The organism is Bacteroides sp. AF25-5LB (genome assembly GCF_003602965.1).
Taxonomy (GTDB): Bacteria; Bacteroidota; Bacteroidia; order Bacteroidales; family Bacteroidaceae; genus Bacteroides; species Bacteroides uniformis.
This window is the reverse complement of record NZ_QTMC01000003.1, coordinates 297,214-317,863: the sequence shown is the minus strand read 5'-3', so window position 1 is coordinate 317,863 and position 20,650 is coordinate 297,214. Positions and strand designations below refer to the sequence as shown.

The 20,650-nt window shown below is 48.0% G+C and carries 10 protein-coding genes and 1 pseudogene; 1 reads left to right on the top strand and 10 read right to left on the bottom strand.

Going from position 1 to position 20,650, the window contains the following annotated elements:
• Positions 1 to 40: 40 nt before the first annotated feature.
• The 10 genes and pseudogenes from DWY57_RS05435 to galA form a co-directional block, all read right to left on the bottom strand.
• Positions 41 to 1,738, bottom strand: a complete 1,698-nt coding sequence (locus DWY57_RS05435) for a glycosyl hydrolase (protein ID WP_119961434.1) — start codon at positions 1,736 to 1,738, stop codon at positions 41 to 43.
• A 67-nt stretch (positions 1,739 to 1,805) separates the two neighbouring features.
• On the bottom strand, positions 1,806 to 3,791 hold the full coding sequence (locus DWY57_RS05430; protein ID WP_119961433.1) for a hypothetical protein: 1,986 nt from the start codon (positions 3,789 to 3,791) through the stop codon (positions 1,806 to 1,808).
• A gap of 21 nt (positions 3,792 to 3,812) precedes the next feature.
• Positions 3,813 to 5,114, bottom strand: coding sequence for a glycan-binding surface protein (locus DWY57_RS05425; protein WP_165491360.1), 1,302 nt, complete (start codon positions 5,112 to 5,114; stop codon positions 3,813 to 3,815).
• A gap of 16 nt (positions 5,115 to 5,130) precedes the next feature.
• A complete protein-coding gene (locus DWY57_RS05420) occupies positions 5,131 to 6,852 on the bottom strand; it encodes a RagB/SusD family nutrient uptake outer membrane protein (protein ID WP_117601318.1) in 1,722 nt (573 codons plus the stop codon).
• A 20-nt stretch (positions 6,853 to 6,872) separates the two neighbouring features.
• Positions 6,873 to 10,139 (bottom strand): annotated as a pseudogene (locus tag DWY57_RS05415) (TonB-dependent receptor).
• A 225-nt stretch (positions 10,140 to 10,364) separates the two neighbouring features.
• On the bottom strand, positions 10,365 to 11,345 hold the full coding sequence (locus DWY57_RS05410) for a glycoside hydrolase family 5 protein (RefSeq protein WP_119961432.1): 981 nt from the start codon (positions 11,343 to 11,345) through the stop codon (positions 10,365 to 10,367).
• Between the two features lie 112 nt (positions 11,346 to 11,457).
• Positions 11,458 to 12,750, bottom strand: a complete 1,293-nt coding sequence (locus DWY57_RS05405) for a beta-galactosidase (RefSeq protein ID WP_119961431.1) — start codon at positions 12,748 to 12,750, stop codon at positions 11,458 to 11,460.
• A 153-nt stretch (positions 12,751 to 12,903) separates the two neighbouring features.
• Complete coding sequence (locus DWY57_RS05400; protein ID WP_117601322.1) at positions 12,904 to 14,187, bottom strand: acetylxylan esterase; 1,284 nt, start codon at positions 14,185 to 14,187, stop codon at positions 12,904 to 12,906.
• A gap of 72 nt (positions 14,188 to 14,259) precedes the next feature.
• Positions 14,260 to 15,147 carry an AraC family transcriptional regulator gene (locus tag DWY57_RS05395; RefSeq protein WP_117601323.1) on the bottom strand — a complete coding sequence of 296 codons (888 nt, stop codon included), beginning with the start codon at positions 15,145 to 15,147 and terminating at the stop codon, positions 14,260 to 14,262.
• 341 nt (positions 15,148 to 15,488) lie between these two features.
• Positions 15,489 to 17,933, bottom strand: a complete 2,445-nt coding sequence (gene galA / locus DWY57_RS05390; protein WP_119961430.1) for a beta-galactosidase GalA — start codon at positions 17,931 to 17,933, stop codon at positions 15,489 to 15,491.
• 222 nt (positions 17,934 to 18,155) lie between these two features.
• Between galA and DWY57_RS05385 the strand changes: the two genes are divergently transcribed.
• Positions 18,156 to 20,642: a glycosyl transferase gene (locus DWY57_RS05385; protein WP_119961452.1), complete on the top strand. Its 2,487-nt coding sequence runs from the start codon at positions 18,156 to 18,158 to the stop codon at positions 20,640 to 20,642.
• Positions 20,643 to 20,650: the final 8 nt, after the last annotated feature.

Below are 20,650 nucleotides of genomic sequence, written 5' to 3'. Positions count from 1 at the left end.
TAACCAGAGACACCCCTTTCCATTTTATTATTAAAAATTGCTATTCCATAGAAGGAAGCTCATCACGAGAAACGACAAATTCCTGGTTCATAGCATCCTTCCACCATGCTTCATCAGCATGGACTACCGGACTGCCGTCCTCATTTGTTCCGTCATACCACGGCATGAACCAACTCCAACGCGCACCAGATGCCCATTGTTCGGAAATAAGTCCGACCGTACCACATTCACTCAGCGAAACAATCTTATTTCCATAATTTCCGGCAATGGAAGTATATTCTGAAACACAATCCGCAGTTTCCTTATTATAAATATCACGTCCCACGATGTCTACATATTGGTCTCCCGGATACCAATCAGCATCATTGCCCTCGGTAGTCCATACCCAGATAAGATTATCCAGTCCTTCTGCCTTGAAGTAGTTGAACATAGCAATCCACAGAGATTTAAAGCTGACAGCATCCTTACCCCACCAAAACCAGCCACCGGCTGCCTCATGGAACGGACGCCACAATATCGGAATATCCGCATCTCTCAACAGTTTCAAATAAGCGGCAGTATTTTTCAAATCTTCGGTAAATACCTTGTTTTCCCAAGTGCCTTCCACCGTGGCATTGGCAGCGTCAAACTCCGTATCTGCCTTATAGAAGGCATAATCCTTGTTCGGGTCAAGAGCTGTACCGTTACTTTCAAGATAAACAGCAACTGCTGTATAATCATGTCCGCCAATGATGAGACCACCTTCTTGCAGGGATTTCAAAATATCCTCGGTAATCAACAATGTATAGTCCCCGGATATGTCAAAATAATCAGTTCCTGAAGCAATCTCGCTCCAACCACTGTTTTTGAACGAACCTTGCGCCCCCTCTGCCACATCTTTCACAGCCACGCGTATCACCTGACCCACTTGCGCATCAGCAAAGACAGCTTTTGCAGCATCATCCGTCATCTGTACATTTCCACTCCAATCACCCGGCATTACCGTCTCTCCTTTCCATATTTGGGTAGAAGAAGCTTCGCCTACAACTTTCTTGGGTACATTCCAATGCCACATGGCAGCTACGATGCCACCTTTGTCAGACCAATCCTTAACAGGAGTAATGTCACCGTAATTAATCCAGTCTGCTCCAGCTACAGATGCCGGCAGATGAACATAGTCGAAACAGTTGATAGCCGGATATTTTCCAGTCCATCCGTACACCTTTTCGGACATTTCCGTATTCCAGGCAACATCGGCCATCATGGCAGAAAGTGTCTTCGTCTCGAAGTTATCCAATAGATAATTGTACAGTTTCACAGCTTTAGCCGAAGTAGCGGCAACCAGTGTCTTGTCCAAAGCGACAGTAGAAAACTGAACCGATACAGCCGGAGCAGGCATTTGGTTCGGTCCTGTTACTATTCCCTCAGGAATAGAAAGAGAACAAGCCGTCTCTCGCTTGGGAACATTCACTTTTACAGTCAGTATATTGCTTGCGCCAAGCACATCGGCACTTATCAGTTCACCACCGGTAAACTGGATTTCGCTCAGATTGTCCGTTGCAAAGAATATATTCTTGTCATATTTCACCTCAATGGTGATTTCTCCCGTTTTCACTTTGGCAGCTCCACTCTCAGGAGTAGTAGACACCAATACCGGTGCATCCACTGCAGGGATATCATGATCGACATCAGTATCGCAGGAGGCAAAAATAAAAGCTGCTATTAACGAGAGCATCCATTTTATATTCAGTTTCTTCATCTTAATTATGATTTTATTTCGTTCTTAATCAGGGCATCCATAGTCACATTCTTCAAGCCACAATTCATCAATTTACAATCGTTATTTTTGTAAACGTCAAATCACTGCCCTGAATAATGATACCTACATTTGTCTGGTCTTCACAATCTCCTTGTTTAGCTTGAATATTATCAAGTATCTCCTGAGTCAATGTCAACTCCATCACACGGCTCTCGAAACTCCAGCCGTAAATGTCTGTCGGTACCATAGTCGTATCAAACAAAGAGAAAGCTATGCCACTCCAATCGCCATAGTTAAACTGAGCCTGTGCCCAAGTCTGGTCTTTCTGATCGAAATAGACTTTCATGACAGTACCTGCCGTTACCTTGGCAAAAGATGCAGCCGGTACTAATACACGTCCTCCATCGCCCCAACTAATATTGAGCGGACCAGCCCAAACTGTTTCTTCATTGGCAACCACAAGAACATCATAAGCAATTTCACCATTTGAAGAAATCAGTTTCAGGCTATAAGTTCCATCCAGTTCAGCCGGTACATTCAGCATCAATACCCCTTTAGCCGCATCATTGATATACTGGACTGAAGCCTCATTCAGCAATACATTTGTCAGCTTATCAGCATTAACAATCTCAAGTTCCACAATTCGTCCCCGAACCAATTTGTCAGGCAATGCCGGCAAATAGGCACATACCGGTTTCTCTATTGTCAGAGACGGTGCTTCTACAGATTCACCATTGGCCATCTTCAAGAGTAAGGCCCCAGTTTCGGCAGTTGTGGGTACAGTCAAAGAAATGGCAGTAGCAGTGGCATCGGATACGGTAACTTCCACATTACCACTGAATACAACAGCCGAAACAACATCCATATTTACTCCTTTGACAGTCAAAGCCTCTCCTGCCGGGACCGTCGCCGCACTATAAGAAATGTTTTCCGGCTTTGCCGTTGCAATAGATACGGCAGTTGCTTTTCCACTATTTGTATTCAATTGCAAATCACCACTGATAGCCGCAGCCGGCATCAAGACCTTTATTTCAGTCGTATTCTGTGACTCCAATCCTACAACTTCTTCTACACCAGGAAACGTTACATCAGTCACCAAATCCATATTGGCACCTTTCAGGGTAATTATATCTCCACCACGCAAGTTTATAGCAGGAACAGCCACTACGTTCGAAGGCATAGCTACTACAACAGTAGCAACCACAACTTTTACATCCGAAGCAGGAAGTACCGTAACTTCTCCGTCCGAGACATTATCCGGCAACGTAAAAGTAAGTTCATCTCCTTCGGAAGAGGCAGTCATCGTAAATTCAACTTCATCCCCATTCGGCATCTGTACTTTCTTCACCAAATCAAAGTTTTTACCAGAAACTCGAATGATATCACCTGGCTTCTTATCCACCAGGTCGAGTGGAGCCTCTACCGATGGCAAAGTAACCTCCAGTTCCTCTTCAGTATAAATCCAATTGGGGATTTCAGCTCCATCAGACAAGATGAACTTACCGGTCTGAGCAGAATCAGGAACAATAACTTTAATCTCCTGACGGCTTTGACTGACAAACTCATCAGCAGGCACTGTTACCTCATCAGCAAATATCACTTCTTTAATCAAGTTCAGGTATTCACCAGTAATGGTCAATTCACTACCAGGCTTTACTTCTGCCGGTGCAAAAGCCTCTAAAGCAATCGGTTCCGTAAATGTCAACTCTGTTTTTGTTGTAATATCCCCTTTCGGTGTCTTCAAGACAACCAAACCCGGCTGGGCTGTCTGGGGTACAGTGACACGGATTTCCGTATCACTGACCACTTCGATGTCTGTTATATCGTCGCAACCGGGAATAGCAACCGCAGTCACCTTATCCATGCCACTGCCCAGGAAACGGAGTACACCGCCGCGAGCTACGGGACTCGGTCCGAATACATTCAGACTGATTCCCCCTTTATATTGGTTGGTATCTTCATCATCCCCATTGTCGCAGGCCGTAAACGTCAAGCAACTGAAGAGCATCAGGCACATCATCCACAGTGCCGGAAATTTATATGTTTTATTCATATCAGTATTCTATTTAAAAGGTTATTCAATAGGTACCACACGGATGTTGTCAATCATAATCACCGGATTGCAATCCTTACCTTCCACACCACCTGCCCAGACAAAGAATGTCAATCCGGTCAGCATAGTCTTGTCAAAAGCCCTATCACACTTATTGCCTTCATGCGTCTTGTTGAACTCGGACAGATTCATGGAAACGGTTGTCCATTTACCGCCCGTATCATAGGAACCCGTATTCTTCCAGGGCAACCATAAACCTCGCGGCACATTCGTATCACTAAAGTAAGCATTGTTTCCGGTCGCATACGTCACCACATCATTACCAGTAAACATTACTTGCAGAGCACAAGACTGCCACGGATTGGAAGAAGGAATATTCACCTCAAATTTCAGTTGCAAACCATTGACACCATACTCCTCGAGCAGTTCTGCAAACTCAGGACGTGCAGAAAGTTCGGGATAACCGGCAGACGGTTCCGGCCAGTAATTGAATGAAAAATGTTCTTCATCCCAAGTAGCACCGATTCCCCCTTTAAGTTCCCCGGCAAAACGAATATATGCACCATCAATACTATTTTCATCGGCTTCTTTCAATACCGCACTACCATCACGCCAACCATGAGCAATAGCCATACCGCCATGAGAGCCATCCCAGTCAAAGAGTATGTTGCGGGTATCATGATAGCGGAATTTGGAACGTCCGGTACCGTAAATAGACTTCACGTTGATATAGCCTGCAGGAGCATTGTCCGGAAGAATAAAACTGACCGCAGTCTTGGTTATGTTCGTAATATTAGTCACTTCCACATTACCAGCCATCGTAATGGTCAGTGGCACATTCGGGTCATCAATGAAATAGTCACCAATCAGTGTCACCTCACTACCCGGCTTTGCAAACTCACAAGAAATGGAGTTCACGGTAGGAGCCGGAACCAACACCTTGAAGTCATAATCTATGGTATCTTTTGCTCTGGTCACCATATAAATCTTATCGGTCACTACCGAAGGAATCTCTTTCGGAACATCTACCATAAGTGTATGGTCAGTGATGTAACTTGTATTAAGTATCGCCTTCTGGTCATTGAAATAGAGCTCGTAAACACTCCGCAGATTCTCACCGACCAGACAAATCGTATTCGCCATATAGGCCCCGGTCAGCAAAGAATCTGCCGCAGCCGGATCAGGGACACGAACATACTTCAAAATAGGCTTTCCGCCTGCCACCTCATATTTATCCGGTTCATCCTCACAAGCTGCCATGGAAAAGCTTGCTGCGACAACAACTGCCGCGAAGAACCAATTCGTATATCTATTATTTTTCATCTTTTCAAGCATTAAATTAATAACTGAATTCAGAACGCACATCTACGTGTACCGGGTCTTTCATCAAATTAGGATTGAACACCACGTCTTCTGTCGGGAACGGCAATGTAAAACTGGAAACTGTTACATTCGGTGCCTTTGCATCCGGGTTGTAACGAGTTTCATCCGGATTTACCGTCCAACTACCATTCTCATAATAAGCTTTGTAGGTAGTGCCCAGATTATAATAAACATCACGGCGCTGCGCCTTCAGCTCATTGATAGCACGCTGGGAATCATAATATGCCAAACGTACATAATCATACCAACGGTCACCTTCGCAAGCCAGTTCCAGCCGACGTTCCTTCCAGACGTCCTCCCAAGTAATGGAGGTTTTCGGAGTAACTCCCGGAATGGCACGGCCACGTACTGCATTGAAAGCATCCAGTGCACTCTGGTCTGTAGTAGAGGTAGCCAGTCCCATTTTCGCCTCGGCATATACCAGATAGATATCGGACAGGCGCAGGATATGGGTTGCCAGGCCGCTGTACATATTACCAGCCGATACGCCCAAGCCCAATAGATGGTCATTATTGTTACCATAAAGATGCTTCACATGATTGGCACCGGTAGGAGACTGATAATCGCCATTAGGGCCACCCTTGCCATATTCGGCATCATAGATAAACCGCAGATAATCGAATCCGCCCTTGTCCTGCCAGAAATAACTGTATACATCACCTGCCATCATCATGGTAGCCTTACGACGGGTATCCGTATCCGAACGAGTCTCAGGGCTTTCCAAAGCGGAAATTCCAAATGCATCCTGCAAATCAACCGACGGACCGGCATAACCGCCCCAGCAGTCACCAAATTCATCGAATCCCACCATTGCCAAGTCCGACTGCAATGTATTCTGCTGTGTCCAAGGGTCACGTCCTGCTGACCAATGCCAAGAGAAGAGGCACTCTTCATTCTTGTTGTTAGCCAAACGGAAAACATCGGAATAGTTGGCCAGCAGATTACGACCGGAATTATTAATTACATCCTTGGAATATTCTGCCGCTTTTGCCAAATCATCCGCATTGCGGGTACCGGAAAGACCACTCTTGGTCAGATACACCTTAGCCAAAAGACCTTCGGCACAATAACGGTCAATACGTCCCGTTTCGCCTCTGGCCGGAAGCAATTCCATAGCTTTCTCCAGAGTCATAATGATATACTCGTACACATCGGCTGTCTCCACCTTGAATTTGGAGTTATAATTACCGGAATTCAATTCAGCCGTATTATCATGGATAATGGGTACTGCCCCAAAACTACGTACCAAATAGAAGTAAGCCATGGCTTTCCATGCCAGACACTCGCCCATACACTGATTTTTCACAGCTTCTGACGCATTTGCCGTCTTCAAACGAGTATATACGGTATTGGCATGACCGATAACTGCCCACAAAGAATAGGACATATTCACAAGGTTCTCATCCGTACCATTCACCGTAAAATTCAGGTAAGGGCTGTTTCCCTCGTATACATTTCCGGACAAGATTTCACCGACTTTAATAAAACCGCGCTGAAAGTCATACCAAGGTGAGTTATAAAGGTAATTGACTCCTTGCACACATTGCTCGTCATTCTGGTAAAAATTCGATTCGTTATAATTATCTTCAGTAGGACGGTCCAGGAAATCTTCGCATGAAACTGTTCCCATACCGAGTACAGCTGCAAACGCCCAATATTTAATATATCTGATTTTCATGTTTTCTTCAAATTAAAGTGTTAGAATGAAACGTTCAAGCCGAATGAATAAACTGTAGGAGACGGATAACGTCCGTTGTCCAGACCATATACATTGACGCTTGAAGTACTGGCACCAATTTCAGGGTCATAGCCATCATAACCGGTAATGGTCAGCAGGTTCTGAATATTGGCATAGATACGCAAGTTGCTCAGCCCCAGCTTGTCAATCGTCTTTTTCGGGAAAGTATATCCCAAAGAGATATTCTTCAGACGGATATAGGAACCATCTTCAATATAACGGTCACTGATACGGTCGTTGTCATTCGGGTCATTGATAGTGGCGCGTGGAATGGAAGCTCCCGGGTTTGCCACCATGACGTTAGACACATCATTATACCACATGGTTCCATCTTCGTAGACCTTGTTCGGATTGATAGGAACAAGCTGTGCACGTCCGTTTACAGCATTCAACTGGTTGGTCCATGGAGAGTTCATATGCGTCAGCTTCATGGAAAGGTAGTTGTACACCTTGTTGCCATAGGAACCGTTGATGAAAACGGACAAGTCGAAGTTCTTGTAACGGAAAGTATTGGTCCAGCCAAAAGTAAACTTAGGCATCGGAGAACCGATATTGGTCTTGTCATAGTCGTCAATAACGCCATCGGGCACACCGTCAGGACCACTGATATCCTTATATTTCACATCACCCACCCATACGGTATTGGTACGGTCAAATACACCGTTTGCCGGGTACTTGGCAGGTTTCGGAGAAGTCTGAAGGTCCTCCAGGTCCTTGTAAACACCATCACAGACAAATCCATAGAAGTTATAAAGTGATTCGCCTACACTGGACACACTGACTACATCGGTCCACTGTCCGTAACCTACAATCTGGGCATTGGCTGTACCTGCCAATCCTTTCAGTTTGTTCTTGTTGAAAGAAATCTGGAAATCGGAGTCCCATTCAAACTTACCCGTAATGGGATGCGTGTTCAGAGAGATTTCAAAACCGGTATTCTCTATGTCACCATAATTACCTTTCGGAGCAGCCAATGCAGAAGAACCATTGCCGGAAGTACCCATATAAGAAGGTAATTGCAACGGCATCAACATATCACTGGAAGTTTTCTTATACCACTCTACCGTCAGGTTGATACGGTCGTGCAGGAATCCCAAATCCACCCCGACGTTCCATTGCTCCTGAGACTCCCATTTGATGGAAGTGTTCGGTATATTGGAGGGGCGATACCCCATACCCAGACCAGAAGGCATACGATTCATGGATGTACCCCAGGCATAACCACCGATGTTGGCATTACCTGTTTGTCCCCATCCCAAACGCAGCTTACCGTTGCTGATTACCTTCTTCAACGGTTCAAAGAACGTTTCATTGGAAAAGCGCCAGGAAGCAGCCAACGAATGGAAGCCTGCCCAACGGTTTTCAGGGCCGAAGTTTGAAGAACCGTCATAACGATAGGTATAAGTACCCAGATAACGGTCGGCATAGTTATAAGTCAGACGTGTAAAGAAAGATGCCATGGACGAACTTCCAAAACCTGCGTTGATAGTCGGTGTTCCCGTACCCAAGGCCGGATTGTGCACTTCATCCGAAGGCAGACCGCTATTGAACACACTCGTGAAGTCATAGCTGGACTCCCAGCACTCCTAACCCACCATGGCCGTATAATGATGCTTGTCGCCTATGTTTCCGGAATAGGTCACATAGTTCTTCAATTGCCAGAATGTACTGCTGTTCTTCTGGATACTGCTTTCATTGCTGGAACGTACCCATCCACCCAAATCAACCATCGGCTTGTAGCGTTCACCTTTGCTGGAACTGATGTCATAACCCAGTTCGGCATGCCATACCAGATTTTTAATCGGAGTGACCTCAAAAAAAATATTACCTGTCAGTTTCTGACGGTCCAGCAGGATGTCATCCATCATGGCAAGGGCAATCGGGTTAGGATTCGTATAGCCTTCGCGAACAACGGTGGCATAGCTGCCATCCAGATTATAGATAGGTATATCAGGAAGAGTGGTCAACGAGTAGTTAATCAAACCTTCATCACTGTCTGCCAGTTTCAGGTCATCACCCGTTGCTGTATAGGTGGCAGTCAAACCGAGTTTCAACCACTTCTTCAGTTGGGCATCCAAGTTGGCACGGAAGCTGTAACGGTTAAAGTTTGAACCGATGATGGTACCGTCCTGATCCATATAGGAAGCTGATACGTAGTATTGTATCTTCTCTGTACCACCTTGTGCCGAAATCTGGTGCTGATGCTGCAAAGCAGTCTGGAAGATGGCGTCCTGCCAGTTTGTACCTACTCCCAGCAGAGAAGGATCGGCATAATAATTACTAGGGTCAGAGATTTCACCCATGTTTGCCAAATCATTATAATAAGTGGCATACTCACGCAGATTCATCATATCCAGACGCTTTGTCTGGCGTTGAACGGCAAACATACCGTCATAAGTAAACTTAGCCTCACCCGCCTTACCACGTTTGGTCGTAATCAAAACCACACCATTGGAACCTTGCGCACCGTAAATGGCGGTTGCCGAAGCATCTTTCAGAATTTCCATACTGACGATATCAGCAGGGTTGATGGTGGAAAGCGGAGAAATGGTGGAAACCGAGCCATTACCCAATGCATCGCCCAAACCATAAGATGAACCGCTTTGTCCCTGACTCTGTACAATCACACCGTCAATTACATACAACGGCTCGGCATTGGCATTGATAGTGGCCTGACCACGTACACGGATAGAAGAGGAAGAGCCCGGAGCACCGGAAGTGCTGACAGCCGTCACACCCGCAGCACGTCCTTGCAATGACTGGTCAAGGTTGGTAATAATAGAGCCCTTAATCTTGTCTTCACTCATGGAAACGGAAGCACCGGAAAGGTCGCTTTTCTTCATCGTACCGTAACCTACCACAACAACTTCATCCAACATTTCAGAGTCTTCCTTCAACGTGATGTTCACCGTTGTCTGGTCCGTTATCTTTATTTCCTGGCTGACATAGCCTATAAAGGAAACCACGATGGTAGCTCCCGGTTTCACATTCAAGGCAAAATTACCGTCAATGTCGGTAATTACACCATTCGTAGTGCCCTTTTCCAATACATTGGCACCAATGATAGGGCCCATCGCATCGCTGACGACACCCGTAATTTTCTTTGTTTGCTGCACTGCCTCAACGGTATCCACCGATGATACTGCGAAAAGCTGAGGGGTATAACCCAGGCTGAACACCGAACATATACCCGCAAGCAGCGCTGTCTTTCTAAAATTTAAATTCATACTGCATTTCTTAGATTTAAAACAAACACAAAACCTCCCAAAAGAAGATTTTTTTAGTTAACAAAATGAGAGTAAGTCAAGAAACCGTGACATGCAATCAAGGCGTTGACATTTAAAATTACTTCCAAACAATTCATGTTTTCACAGCATCATTCTTCTTTTCTTCCATAAGCACAATTCTTTTTTCTTAATTATTAATGGTTAAATCATATTGTTTTTAAAGGGCTATTTTTTCAGTGTCGTCAATTCGTCACGAACCATTCTCCCCCACTCTTTCATGTCTGCATCTTTCCAGTTTCCCTCGGAAGAAGCCGACGGATAGAACATGGAGCAAGTCTCATCCTTGTCAGACAAAGACCAGGCCACCCAGCTGATGGAATGCCGCTGCATCCACTCCAGCCAATTCCCCCACTCTTCTTTATTGATGGGGCCGTCCCCACTTGCCTCCATACCGGCACATTCGGAAACGAAAATCGGCAAGCCCTTGCCCAGAGCATAGTCGGCGCGGTCGCGCAGCCACTGTCCGTGGGTATTGGCATAAAAGTGGAGTGTATACATTATATTGCTATATCCGGTAATAGGATCGTCTGCAGCCAAATGGATGTCCTGGTCCCAATGCGGACAACCTACGAGGATAACGGCATCCGGCTCTATGGCACGAATCGTCTTGATAACCTCCACAGAGTATGCCTTCACCTGCTCCCAACTGTCTTCCACCGGTTCATTGAAAACCTCATAGATAACATTAGGAACCCCTTTGTAACGGGTAGCCATTTGAGTGAAAAACTCCTTTGCTTCTTCCTGCCGCAGATTGTGGCTATGCCAGTCGATGATGACGTAAACGCCGTTCTCGATAGCAGCATCCACCACTTTCGTAACACACTCAATACCGAACTCGGGCTTGTTCACATAACAGGCGCTATCCAAATCCACTCCCATAGAGGCCCGAAGCACTTGTGCGCTCCAGTCATTGACCAGATAAGCAACCGAAGAGGCATTGTAGAAACGAGGCCAGAACTGATGCCAGCCATAGCTGACACCGTGCAATACCACCGTGTCTCCTTCGGTATTCATCAGCTGCGTACCATTGACCACCAATGCCAGTAGCGTTTCCTTTACATTTTCATTCTTCGACGGGTTTGTTCCACAACCAATGGCCATACCTAGGCAACAAACCGCCAACATAACTTTCCATATGCTTTTCATATCATACTTAGTATTTAGAGTTATACATCTTTCTTAATAACAGTACAAACGCTTTGTACACGCTTACATTCTAATTTTCAGGCAGGGATTACACGGAAAAACACAGATAGGTTCAATTTTGCAACTTCCGGTTTTCCGCTTTAATTATTTCAATAGTGCTGTCTGTGGCAAAGACAGAGTTCAGTCCTTGTTGTTCTTGAGCCGGGTCACCGGTATAGTCATCCCCCTTTTCCCAGAATACATGGTCGGGATTTTGTCCGGCAAAACCGCCCCATGCCCAGAAGTTGCATCCAGCAAAGAGTCCACCGCTCTCACGGTCCTGGCGGATAAGGTCGAATACATAACGGTAATATTCATCGCGGGCAGTGGTCGGTGCCTCTTTGGAGAAGCTGAAGCCGTCACGGGGAAAACCGAACTCCTCCAGAACAATCGGCTTGCTGTACTTCCGGGCAATGACCATGTGGTCATCTATATATTTCTTAGTATTTTCCTTGGCACGCGGAAGAAGTTCCGTCAGGCTGTCCGCTTTCACCCAACTCCAGTTGTAAGGCCAGATGTGGATATTCAGATAATTGATGTTGGGGTCGGCATGAATCTTCTCGAAAAGACTCATATCCATTTCGCATCCCCACGAGCCCTCACTGCCGGAAGACACCATGTGGTTCGGGTCGAGTGACTTGATTTGTGCAGCCACATCGGCCATCCAGCGGGCAAACGGTTCCTTGTTCTCGTCAGAGAAAGCGCGAGGCTCGTTACCAATCTGCCAGGACATAATAGTAGGGTCATCCACATATTTTATCTGATTATACCTATTGGTGCGTGAAACAATATAATTGACATGATTGGCAAACAAAGCCTTCGCGCTGTCCGATTGGGGGAACTGCTTGACATACTCCATATAGGCGGGCCATCCGTCTACGGCAGGTACCACGGCATCACCGTGTCCAGACCATTGCAGGTAAACGGAATAGCCACCACTCCATTCCCAGGAATTGTTCAAATAGAGGACAGCCGTCATATCACGTTCACGCAGTTCATTCATAAAATAATCCAATCCGGCTAAAATAGTATCATTATAGACGCCCGGTGCCACTTGCAAAGAGGGCTCTACCCGCGTCTTTATGCCATTTTCACCGTCAGCACCCACCAATACGCGCAGGTTGTTGATGCCAATACTTTTCAGAAAGTCCAACTCCTTATGCAACCGTTCACGATTGCCGCCTTCACCTTCGGAACCAAGAATAGCACCGTACCAGAAATTGGCACCTACAAAATAATAGGGTTTTCCGTCGCGAACGAACTGTCCATCGGCGTTGACCTTAATAAACGAATGCTCCGCAGGCTTAGGGGCACATGCTCCCAAAAAGAATAAAAGTACTGTCAGCAAAAAGAATTGTTTCTTCATATTATCAGTTTTTAAGCGATACACAAAGATACGCGGCTCATATCATAAAAAATGATACTATATTATCAGATAAATGTGCTAATGTGCCAATAGCCTGCGGCATGATGGCGCAGCATAAATATTACGCAGCCAATTAGCACATTAGCACATTAATCACATTGACACATTAAGTTGTCTCCGTATCCAATCCAGCCATTCATCCCACTGTTCCTGATACCAGTAATGCCCGGTTTCCAGATAAAGATGCAATTCCTTCGGAGAAGAAATCACATTGTAGGCTGCATACATGGAAGTGGGAGGACAGACTTCATCGTTATACCCCCAACTGAACCAACCGGGCACATTCAGCAGGCAGGCAAAGTTTGCCGTATCATAATAGCGTACCGTTTCAAGCTGCTTTTCATCGGGAGTACCGTAATAATAGAAATAATGGGGCCAACCGCAAGCACGCTTCTTGAAGAATGCTTCGTGGTCGCATAAGGCAGGATGAACAGCCGCCAGAAAAGTAACGCGTGAATCAAGAGCCGCCGTAATCACAGACAAGGCACCGCCCTGGCTGGAGCCCGTAACACCCAGCGCTTTCCCGTTGTACTGCGGCAGCGAACAGATAAAATCCACAGCACGCAAAGCGCCTACCACCACACGGTTATAGTAAGAAGCATCCCGGCTGTCGCGGCCGAACGTCCAGTAATTGCTCAGCGCCCCACCTGCCAGCGCATCATATACAGACTGCTGCATCGTGACGGGAATGCCGTGGATACCCACCTCCAATGTAATCACCTTTCCAGGAGCCGTATACGTATCTCCCGCATAAGGGCGGACACCCGCACCGGGCACACGCAGCAAAGCCGGATACTTCCCTTCTTTCTTGGGAATACTGAGAATACCGTAAAAACGTCCTCCCCAAGCTTTTGTCTGGAAGCTGACCTGATATACATTATCCGTTTCCGTACAGCGTTCGGGAAGCAGTGTCATAAGGGGATTCAACGGAGTCTTGCGCGCCTCTTCCAAGGTCTTGGCCCAATAATCCCGAAAATCGGCAGGAAGTTTCGCCACTGGTTGCAGCTGCTCGGGAGCATAGGCCGATGTAGCCAGCCCTTCATAAGTCCGGCCGTCCACATACGCCTTGACCTTGCAACGCAAGAAGCCTGCAGTCTTCATCGTGCCTTGCAACTTCAAGGTACCATCTTTCAGCACCATGTCTTTCTTTACTTCAGTAGGATACATCTCGGGCCCCAGTTCATAGTCAATCTTGACATCGGGCAAGAGGTTCTGTGCCTTCAGCACCCGGACGGTAAACGTACACTTCTCATTCAGACGATACACCCAATCGCTATGGTCGGGTGAAACGACTACACGGATTTCATTGCCACGTATCTGCGCCGTCACAGCACATACACACAGCAGACATAAGAATAAGGAAAAAACTCTTTTCATGATATCAGATATTAGTATTAATCATTGGTGCAAAAATAGGCACTTCCAATGAAGAATACCAATACTTTCTTATCATATCACCAGCTTCTTTTTCCGATAATTCTCACGGAATTCCTTCGGCGAGCATCCCTTCTTCCGCTTGAACATACGATTGAAATTGGACAGATTGTTGAAGCCGCAGTCATAGCACACCTCTGCAATGGTACGCGTGGAATCTACCAACATACGCGTGGCAAAGCCCAGACGGATATCAATAATGTAGTCGGAAAGCGTCTTGCCGGTGCGCAGGCGAAAGAAACGGCTGAAAGAGACCGGTGTCATGCCCACCATATCGGCCAATGAAGCCAACCGGATCTCCTCCTGATAATGGGTGGAAATGTATTTCTGCACCTTCTGTACCCGGCGGCTGTCAGAGAAAGTCTCTATTTTGGCAAACGAAGAACTGGACAGCACCCGGGCATTGTCATAGAGGGAAAGTTCGTAAAGGATACGGAGAAAGTTCATCACGGCATAAAAGCCCTGCTCCTCGGAAGCCAGCTTATCCAGCCAGTTGTACACCTTCATGATGGCCTGCATGGGGAAACTAAGTCCGCACTGTGCACGCTCCAGCATCCGGCGGATACTGTCGAACTGGTTCTTGTTGACAACGTTCCCGAAGAACAAGTCGGGAGAAAACTGGATGGTAATCTCCCGAATATCCCCGGAGGTACATTCATGTTGCTCCCATACATGCTCCAACTCCTTGCCGGTTATCAGCACCAGGTCATAATCACCGATAATCTCGGCAGAATCGCCCACCACACGGCGGACGCCAGAAGCATGTTCCGTGAAGTTCAGTTCATACTCTGCGTGACAATGGATGGGGTAGGTAAATTCTGTTTTGTGACGGTCGGCAATATAGAAACAGTCACGTTCCGACAGAGGGGTTATCTCCCTCATGATATAGTTCTGGTTTTCCATAGGCATTGGTTAAAAAAATATCATGCCGCAAATATACTCATTCTTTTTAATCCCACAACAGTACCATTTGTTACATTTAGGGATAATATATGAACAGACACCCGGGAAAGTCCTGCCCGGAAAAGCACAATTTCCGTTCTTCTCCCCCTTAATCTCTAATGCAAAGATGTATGAGATGCACATCTCATGCTGTACGAGATATACATCTCATACAACACGAGATGTGCATCTCGTACACTTACATACTATAGTTTGAGGAAGAAAGAAGCGGAGATCCCTCTCTTGCCCCATAGACAAAAGAAAGGTCTCCGCTTCGCCGGATGATATGAATGACAAACCGCTTACTTCTGCAACTTCAAGACACAGGAAGTTTCCGGCATATTTTCCGAAACGACCGTCAGTGTGGCTTCTCCCGCTTCGCCGGTACTTTGCAACAGCACCTGTGCAAGTCCGTTGAATGCCTTTACCTGATAGGTACGGGCATCGGTGTCGGCCGGACGTTCCGTAGCCTGATAAGCGGGGTCGCCATTCCCCACCCCAAGGATGCGTACCGGACCGGAGACGGTTATCGTCAAGTCGTTGCAGGCAGTGGGGACAAAACGTTTCTTCTTGTCCTGCAACTCAATGTTACACACTGCCACATCCCGATTGTCTGCCTGAATGACGGAACGGTCTGCCGTCAGGGAGATACGGGCAGGAACACCGGTAGTCTCCACAGTACGGGCCAATATTTTTTTGCCGTTCTTATAGCCTACAGCCTTCACTGCACCGGGCTGGAAAACGGCTTTCCAGGAAAGATGGCCGTTTCGGGGCATCGGTTTGCGATCCAGTTTCTTGCCGTTCACAGTCAATTCCACTTCATCGCAGTTGCTGTATACCCAAATATCGATGCTATCACCTTCGTGACCTTGCAGATTCCAGTGAGGAAGGATGTGCAGCACCGGCTCATCCGTCCACCAGGACTTCAGATACCAGGCTTCGTCCTTGGGAAAACCGCAGTAGTCCAGAATGCCGAATTGTGAACCCGTAGCCGGGAACTTCATGGGGTTGGGCTCGCCGCGGTAGTCGAAACCCGTCCAATAGAAAAGACCTGCCAGGTAGGGGCGTTCGTCATAGAATTTCCAGCCACGCTCGATGCAGTTCAGCAGGCTGTCAGGTCCGTTCGGCTTGCGGTTGTGCGCCACCATGTGGCCTTTGTCGTGGGCATCGAAGTAGATGCCGCGCGTACCACAGCCCGTAGTCTCTTCCGAACCGAGCGCACGGCGGCCGGGATAATCCTTGCGGTGCTGCTCCACCGGATTCTGAAGGATGTAGTTATAACCGGCCACGTCTGCGGGAATCAAGATGGCAGGGCCACTGCTCGAAGCAACGGTCATGAGGCGCGTAGGGTCGAAACGGTGGCAATATTCACGCATCGTGGCAGCAATGCGTGTACCGTTTTCTTTCCACTCGATGCCCCACTCCTCGTTGCCTACGCTCCAAAGGATGATGCACGGATGGTTGCGGTCGCGGTCTATCATGCGTTTCAGCAAGCGGGTATGTTCTTCGTTGACACCCGTCAGACGGTTTTCCTCTATCACAAGAATGCCGAGGCGGTCACAGGCATCGAGCATTTCGGGAGTCATCGGGTTATGGGAAGAACGGTAGGCATTGCAGCCGAACTTCTTCAGTTCCTTCAATCGGTACACTTGTAGGGCATCGGGAATGCCGGCACCTACTCCGGGGTGGTCTTGGTGCATGTTCACACCTTTCAGTTTCAGAGGCTGTCCGTTCAGAAGGAAGCCCTTGTCGGCATCGAAGCGGATGTCACGAATACCCGTAGTAGTGGTATAAGCATCCACTAGCTTGCCATACTGATAGACTTCCGTAAGCAGTGTATATAAATAAGGTGCATCCACACTCCAAAGATGAGGTTTGTCCAGCGCTATTTCACCGACGGTGAGCTGGCGGTCTTTCGGCAGTACCGGCTGACCGGCCGTTTCGCAGCGTGCCACTTCCTTGCCGTCGGCATCCCGGAGGATATGGCAGAGGCGGTAATCCTCCGTTTGCAGACCGGAGTTTTCAACAGTGGTCTCTATCGTCAGCTTGGCCTTGTCAAAAGGTGCGGCCAGCGTGCTGTGCACAAAGGTTCCGAAAGGAGCCACATGCAACGGCGCCGTCTTGTTCAGCCATACATGGCGGTAGATGCCCGCACCCTCGTAAAACCAGCCCTCCTCGAGCGTGGCATCCGCACGGACGCAGATTAGATTATCCTCTCCGTAATTCAAGTATTCCGTAATGTCATACACCTGCGTGGCATAGCCGCTCGGTTCGTGTCCCAGATAGAAACCGTTTATCCAGATACGGGCATCACGGAAGATACCGTCGAACTGAAGATAAAGATGTTTGCCGAGGTCCTCTTGTGGCACGGTGATGGTCTTTCGGTACCATCCCACAGAGTTTTCGGGGAATTTATAGCCGACGGCTTTATAGCCATGACTGTGGCTCGCCTCTTTGACATAAGGCAAATCAACCACCCAGTCATGCGGAAGATTGACCATCTTCCAGTCCACACCCCACTTCTCCGGATTGAACTTGGGAGAGTAAGGGCCCTCATTATGGATAGAGGCTGCCTTCGTCAGGTAGTTGAAGTACTCCGTTCCGCAGCCGAAATCTTTCTCCGGTGAGGAAGCATTGCCAAAAGCAAACTGCCAGCCGTCATCCAGCAAAATACGTTCGCGGACGGATTGGGCAGAAAGAGAAAAGGTAATTCCAAGAAGGAACAGAAATGCGAATAAGTGTTTCATATCGGTTAATCATAAAATGTGTTTACAAAGATAGAGCGAAAAAGATTCGTGCGGTGATACTTTTGTATCTTTTTCCGGTACTTCATGTTTCCGAGGGGAAAAAACACACCGGGCAAACAAGGGTGATAGGAGAAAAGTTTTTAAATTTGAAGCGTGCTTCCGGGAAAATGGCCGGGTGCCACAACTAACGAAGAATGTATCAAACTAAATACAAGAAATAATATGAAAGACAAAAGATTCGGATATTTCGATGACGACAACCGCGAATACGTCATTACCGACCCCAAAACACCTTGGCCATGGATTAACTACCTGGGCAATGAAGACTTCTTCTCACTCATCTCCAATACCGCCGGAGGCTATTCCTTCTACAAGGACGCCAAGTTCCGCCGCATCACCCGCTACCGCTACAACAACGTGCCGATGGACAACGGGGGACGCTACTTCTACATCAACGAAGGCGGCAACGTATGGTCTCCCACCTGGAAGCCCTGCAAGACCGCACTCGACAGCTACGAATGCCGCCACGGCATGAGCTACACCCGCATCACCGGAGCCAAAGACGGCATCGAAGCCAGCCTGCTCTTCTTCGTCCCACTGAAGACCTGGGGAGAGGTGCAGAAGCTGACCTTGCGGAATACTTCTGCCAAAGTGAGAAAACTCAAACTGTTCTCTTTTGCCGAATGGTGCTTGTGGAATGCCGCTACGGACATGGAGAACTTCCAGCGTAACTTCTCCACGGGAGAGGTGGAAGTGGACGGGTCCGTCATCTACCACAAGACAGAATACAAGGAACGCCGCAATCACTACGCCTTCTACAGTGTCAATACACCCGTAGACGGTTTCGATACCGACCGCGAAACATTTGTGGGACTCTACAACGAGTTTGCCGACCCGGAACGGGTAGTAGAAGGCAGACCGGGCAACAGCATTGCCCACGGTTGGAGCCCCATCGCCTCACACTATCTGGAAGTAGAGCTGCAACCCGGCGAAAACCGCGACTTCATCTTCCTGCTGGGCTATGTGGAAAACAAGCAGGAGGCAAAGTTCGAGGAGCATGAAGCATCTCAGCATAAAGCATTCAAGCAGAGCGTACCCTCTTCACCTATTATAAATAAGGTAAAGGCTAAGGCGATGATTTCGGCCTTCGACACTACCGCCAAAGTAGATGCTGCCTTTGCCGAACTGAAAGCCTACTGGGACCGCCTGCTGGACATCTACGTCGTGAAGACCGACGAAGAAAAGCTGGATCGCATGGTGAACATCTGGAACCAGTATCAGTGCATGATTACCTTCAACATGTCCCGTTCCGCCTCTTTCTTCGAGAGCGGCATCGGTCGTGGAATGGGTTTCCGCGACTCCAACCAGGACCTCGTGGGCTTCGTGCATCAGATACCGGAACGAGCCCGCGAACGAATCATCGACATAGCCTCCACGCAATTCCCCGACGGAGGATGCTACCACCAATACCAACCGCTGACCAAACGCGGCAACAACGACATCGGCGGCGGCTTCAACGACGACCCCATGTGGCTTATCTTCGGTACGGTGGCCTACATCAAGGAATCGGGAGACTTCAGCATCCTGGACGAGCCTGTTCCCTTCGACAACAAGGAGGGTTCGGAGGTTTCTCTGTTCGAGCACCTGCGCGTTTCCTTCAACCATGTCATCGAGAACCTCGGTCCCCACATGTTGCCCCTCATCGGCCGTGCCGACTGGAACGACTGCCTGAACCTGAACTGCTTCTCCTGGGACCCGAATGAATCCTTCCAGACCACGGAAAACCAGACGGAAGGCAGCCAGGCAGAATCGCTGATGATTGCCGGCTTGTTCGTTGTATGCGGACGCGACTATGTGGAACTATGCCGCCGCCTGGGTAAATACGACGAAGCAAACAGAGCGCAAACCTATATAGACAATATGGTGGAAGCCGTGAAAAAACATGGCTGGGACGGTGACTGGTATCTGCGCGCCTACGATTACTTCGGCCACAAGGTAGGCTCCAAAGAGAACGAAGAAGGACAAATCTTCATCGAATCGCAAGGCTGGTGCACCATGGCAGGCATCGGACTGGAAGAAGGCATGGTAAAAAAAGCGCTGGACTCCGTAAAGGAACGCCTGGACTGCGAGCACGGTATTGTACTCAACAATCCGCCCTTCACCCGCTACGTTGTGGAGTATGGAGAAATCTCCACCTATCCCGCCGGCTACAAGGAGAATGCGGGTATCTTCTGCCACAACAACCCGTGGGTCATCATCGGAGAAACCGTACTGGGACGTGGTGACCGTTCCTGGGAGTATTTCCGCAAGATATGCCCGTCGTACACCGAAGAGCACAGTGCCCTGCATAAAGTAGAACCTTACGTATGCTGCCAGATGGTGGCCGGCAAGGACGCCGCCCGCCCCGGTGAAGGCAAGAACAGCTGGCTGACGGGAACGGCTGCCTGGATGTGGTATGCCATCACGCAATTCATACTCGGCATCAAGCCTTCGTATGAAGGTCTGGAAATCAATCCTTGTATCCCGTCAGACTGGAAAGGCTTCAACGTGAAGCGCAAGTTCCGCGGAGCGGAATATCATATTACCGTGAAGAATCCCGATGGTGTGTGCAAAGGCATCAAGTCCGTCACGGTAGACGGCAAGCCGGTAGAAGGCAATGTAGTGAAGCATCTGCCGGGCACGCATACAGTAGAAGTAATAATGGGATAACCCACAAA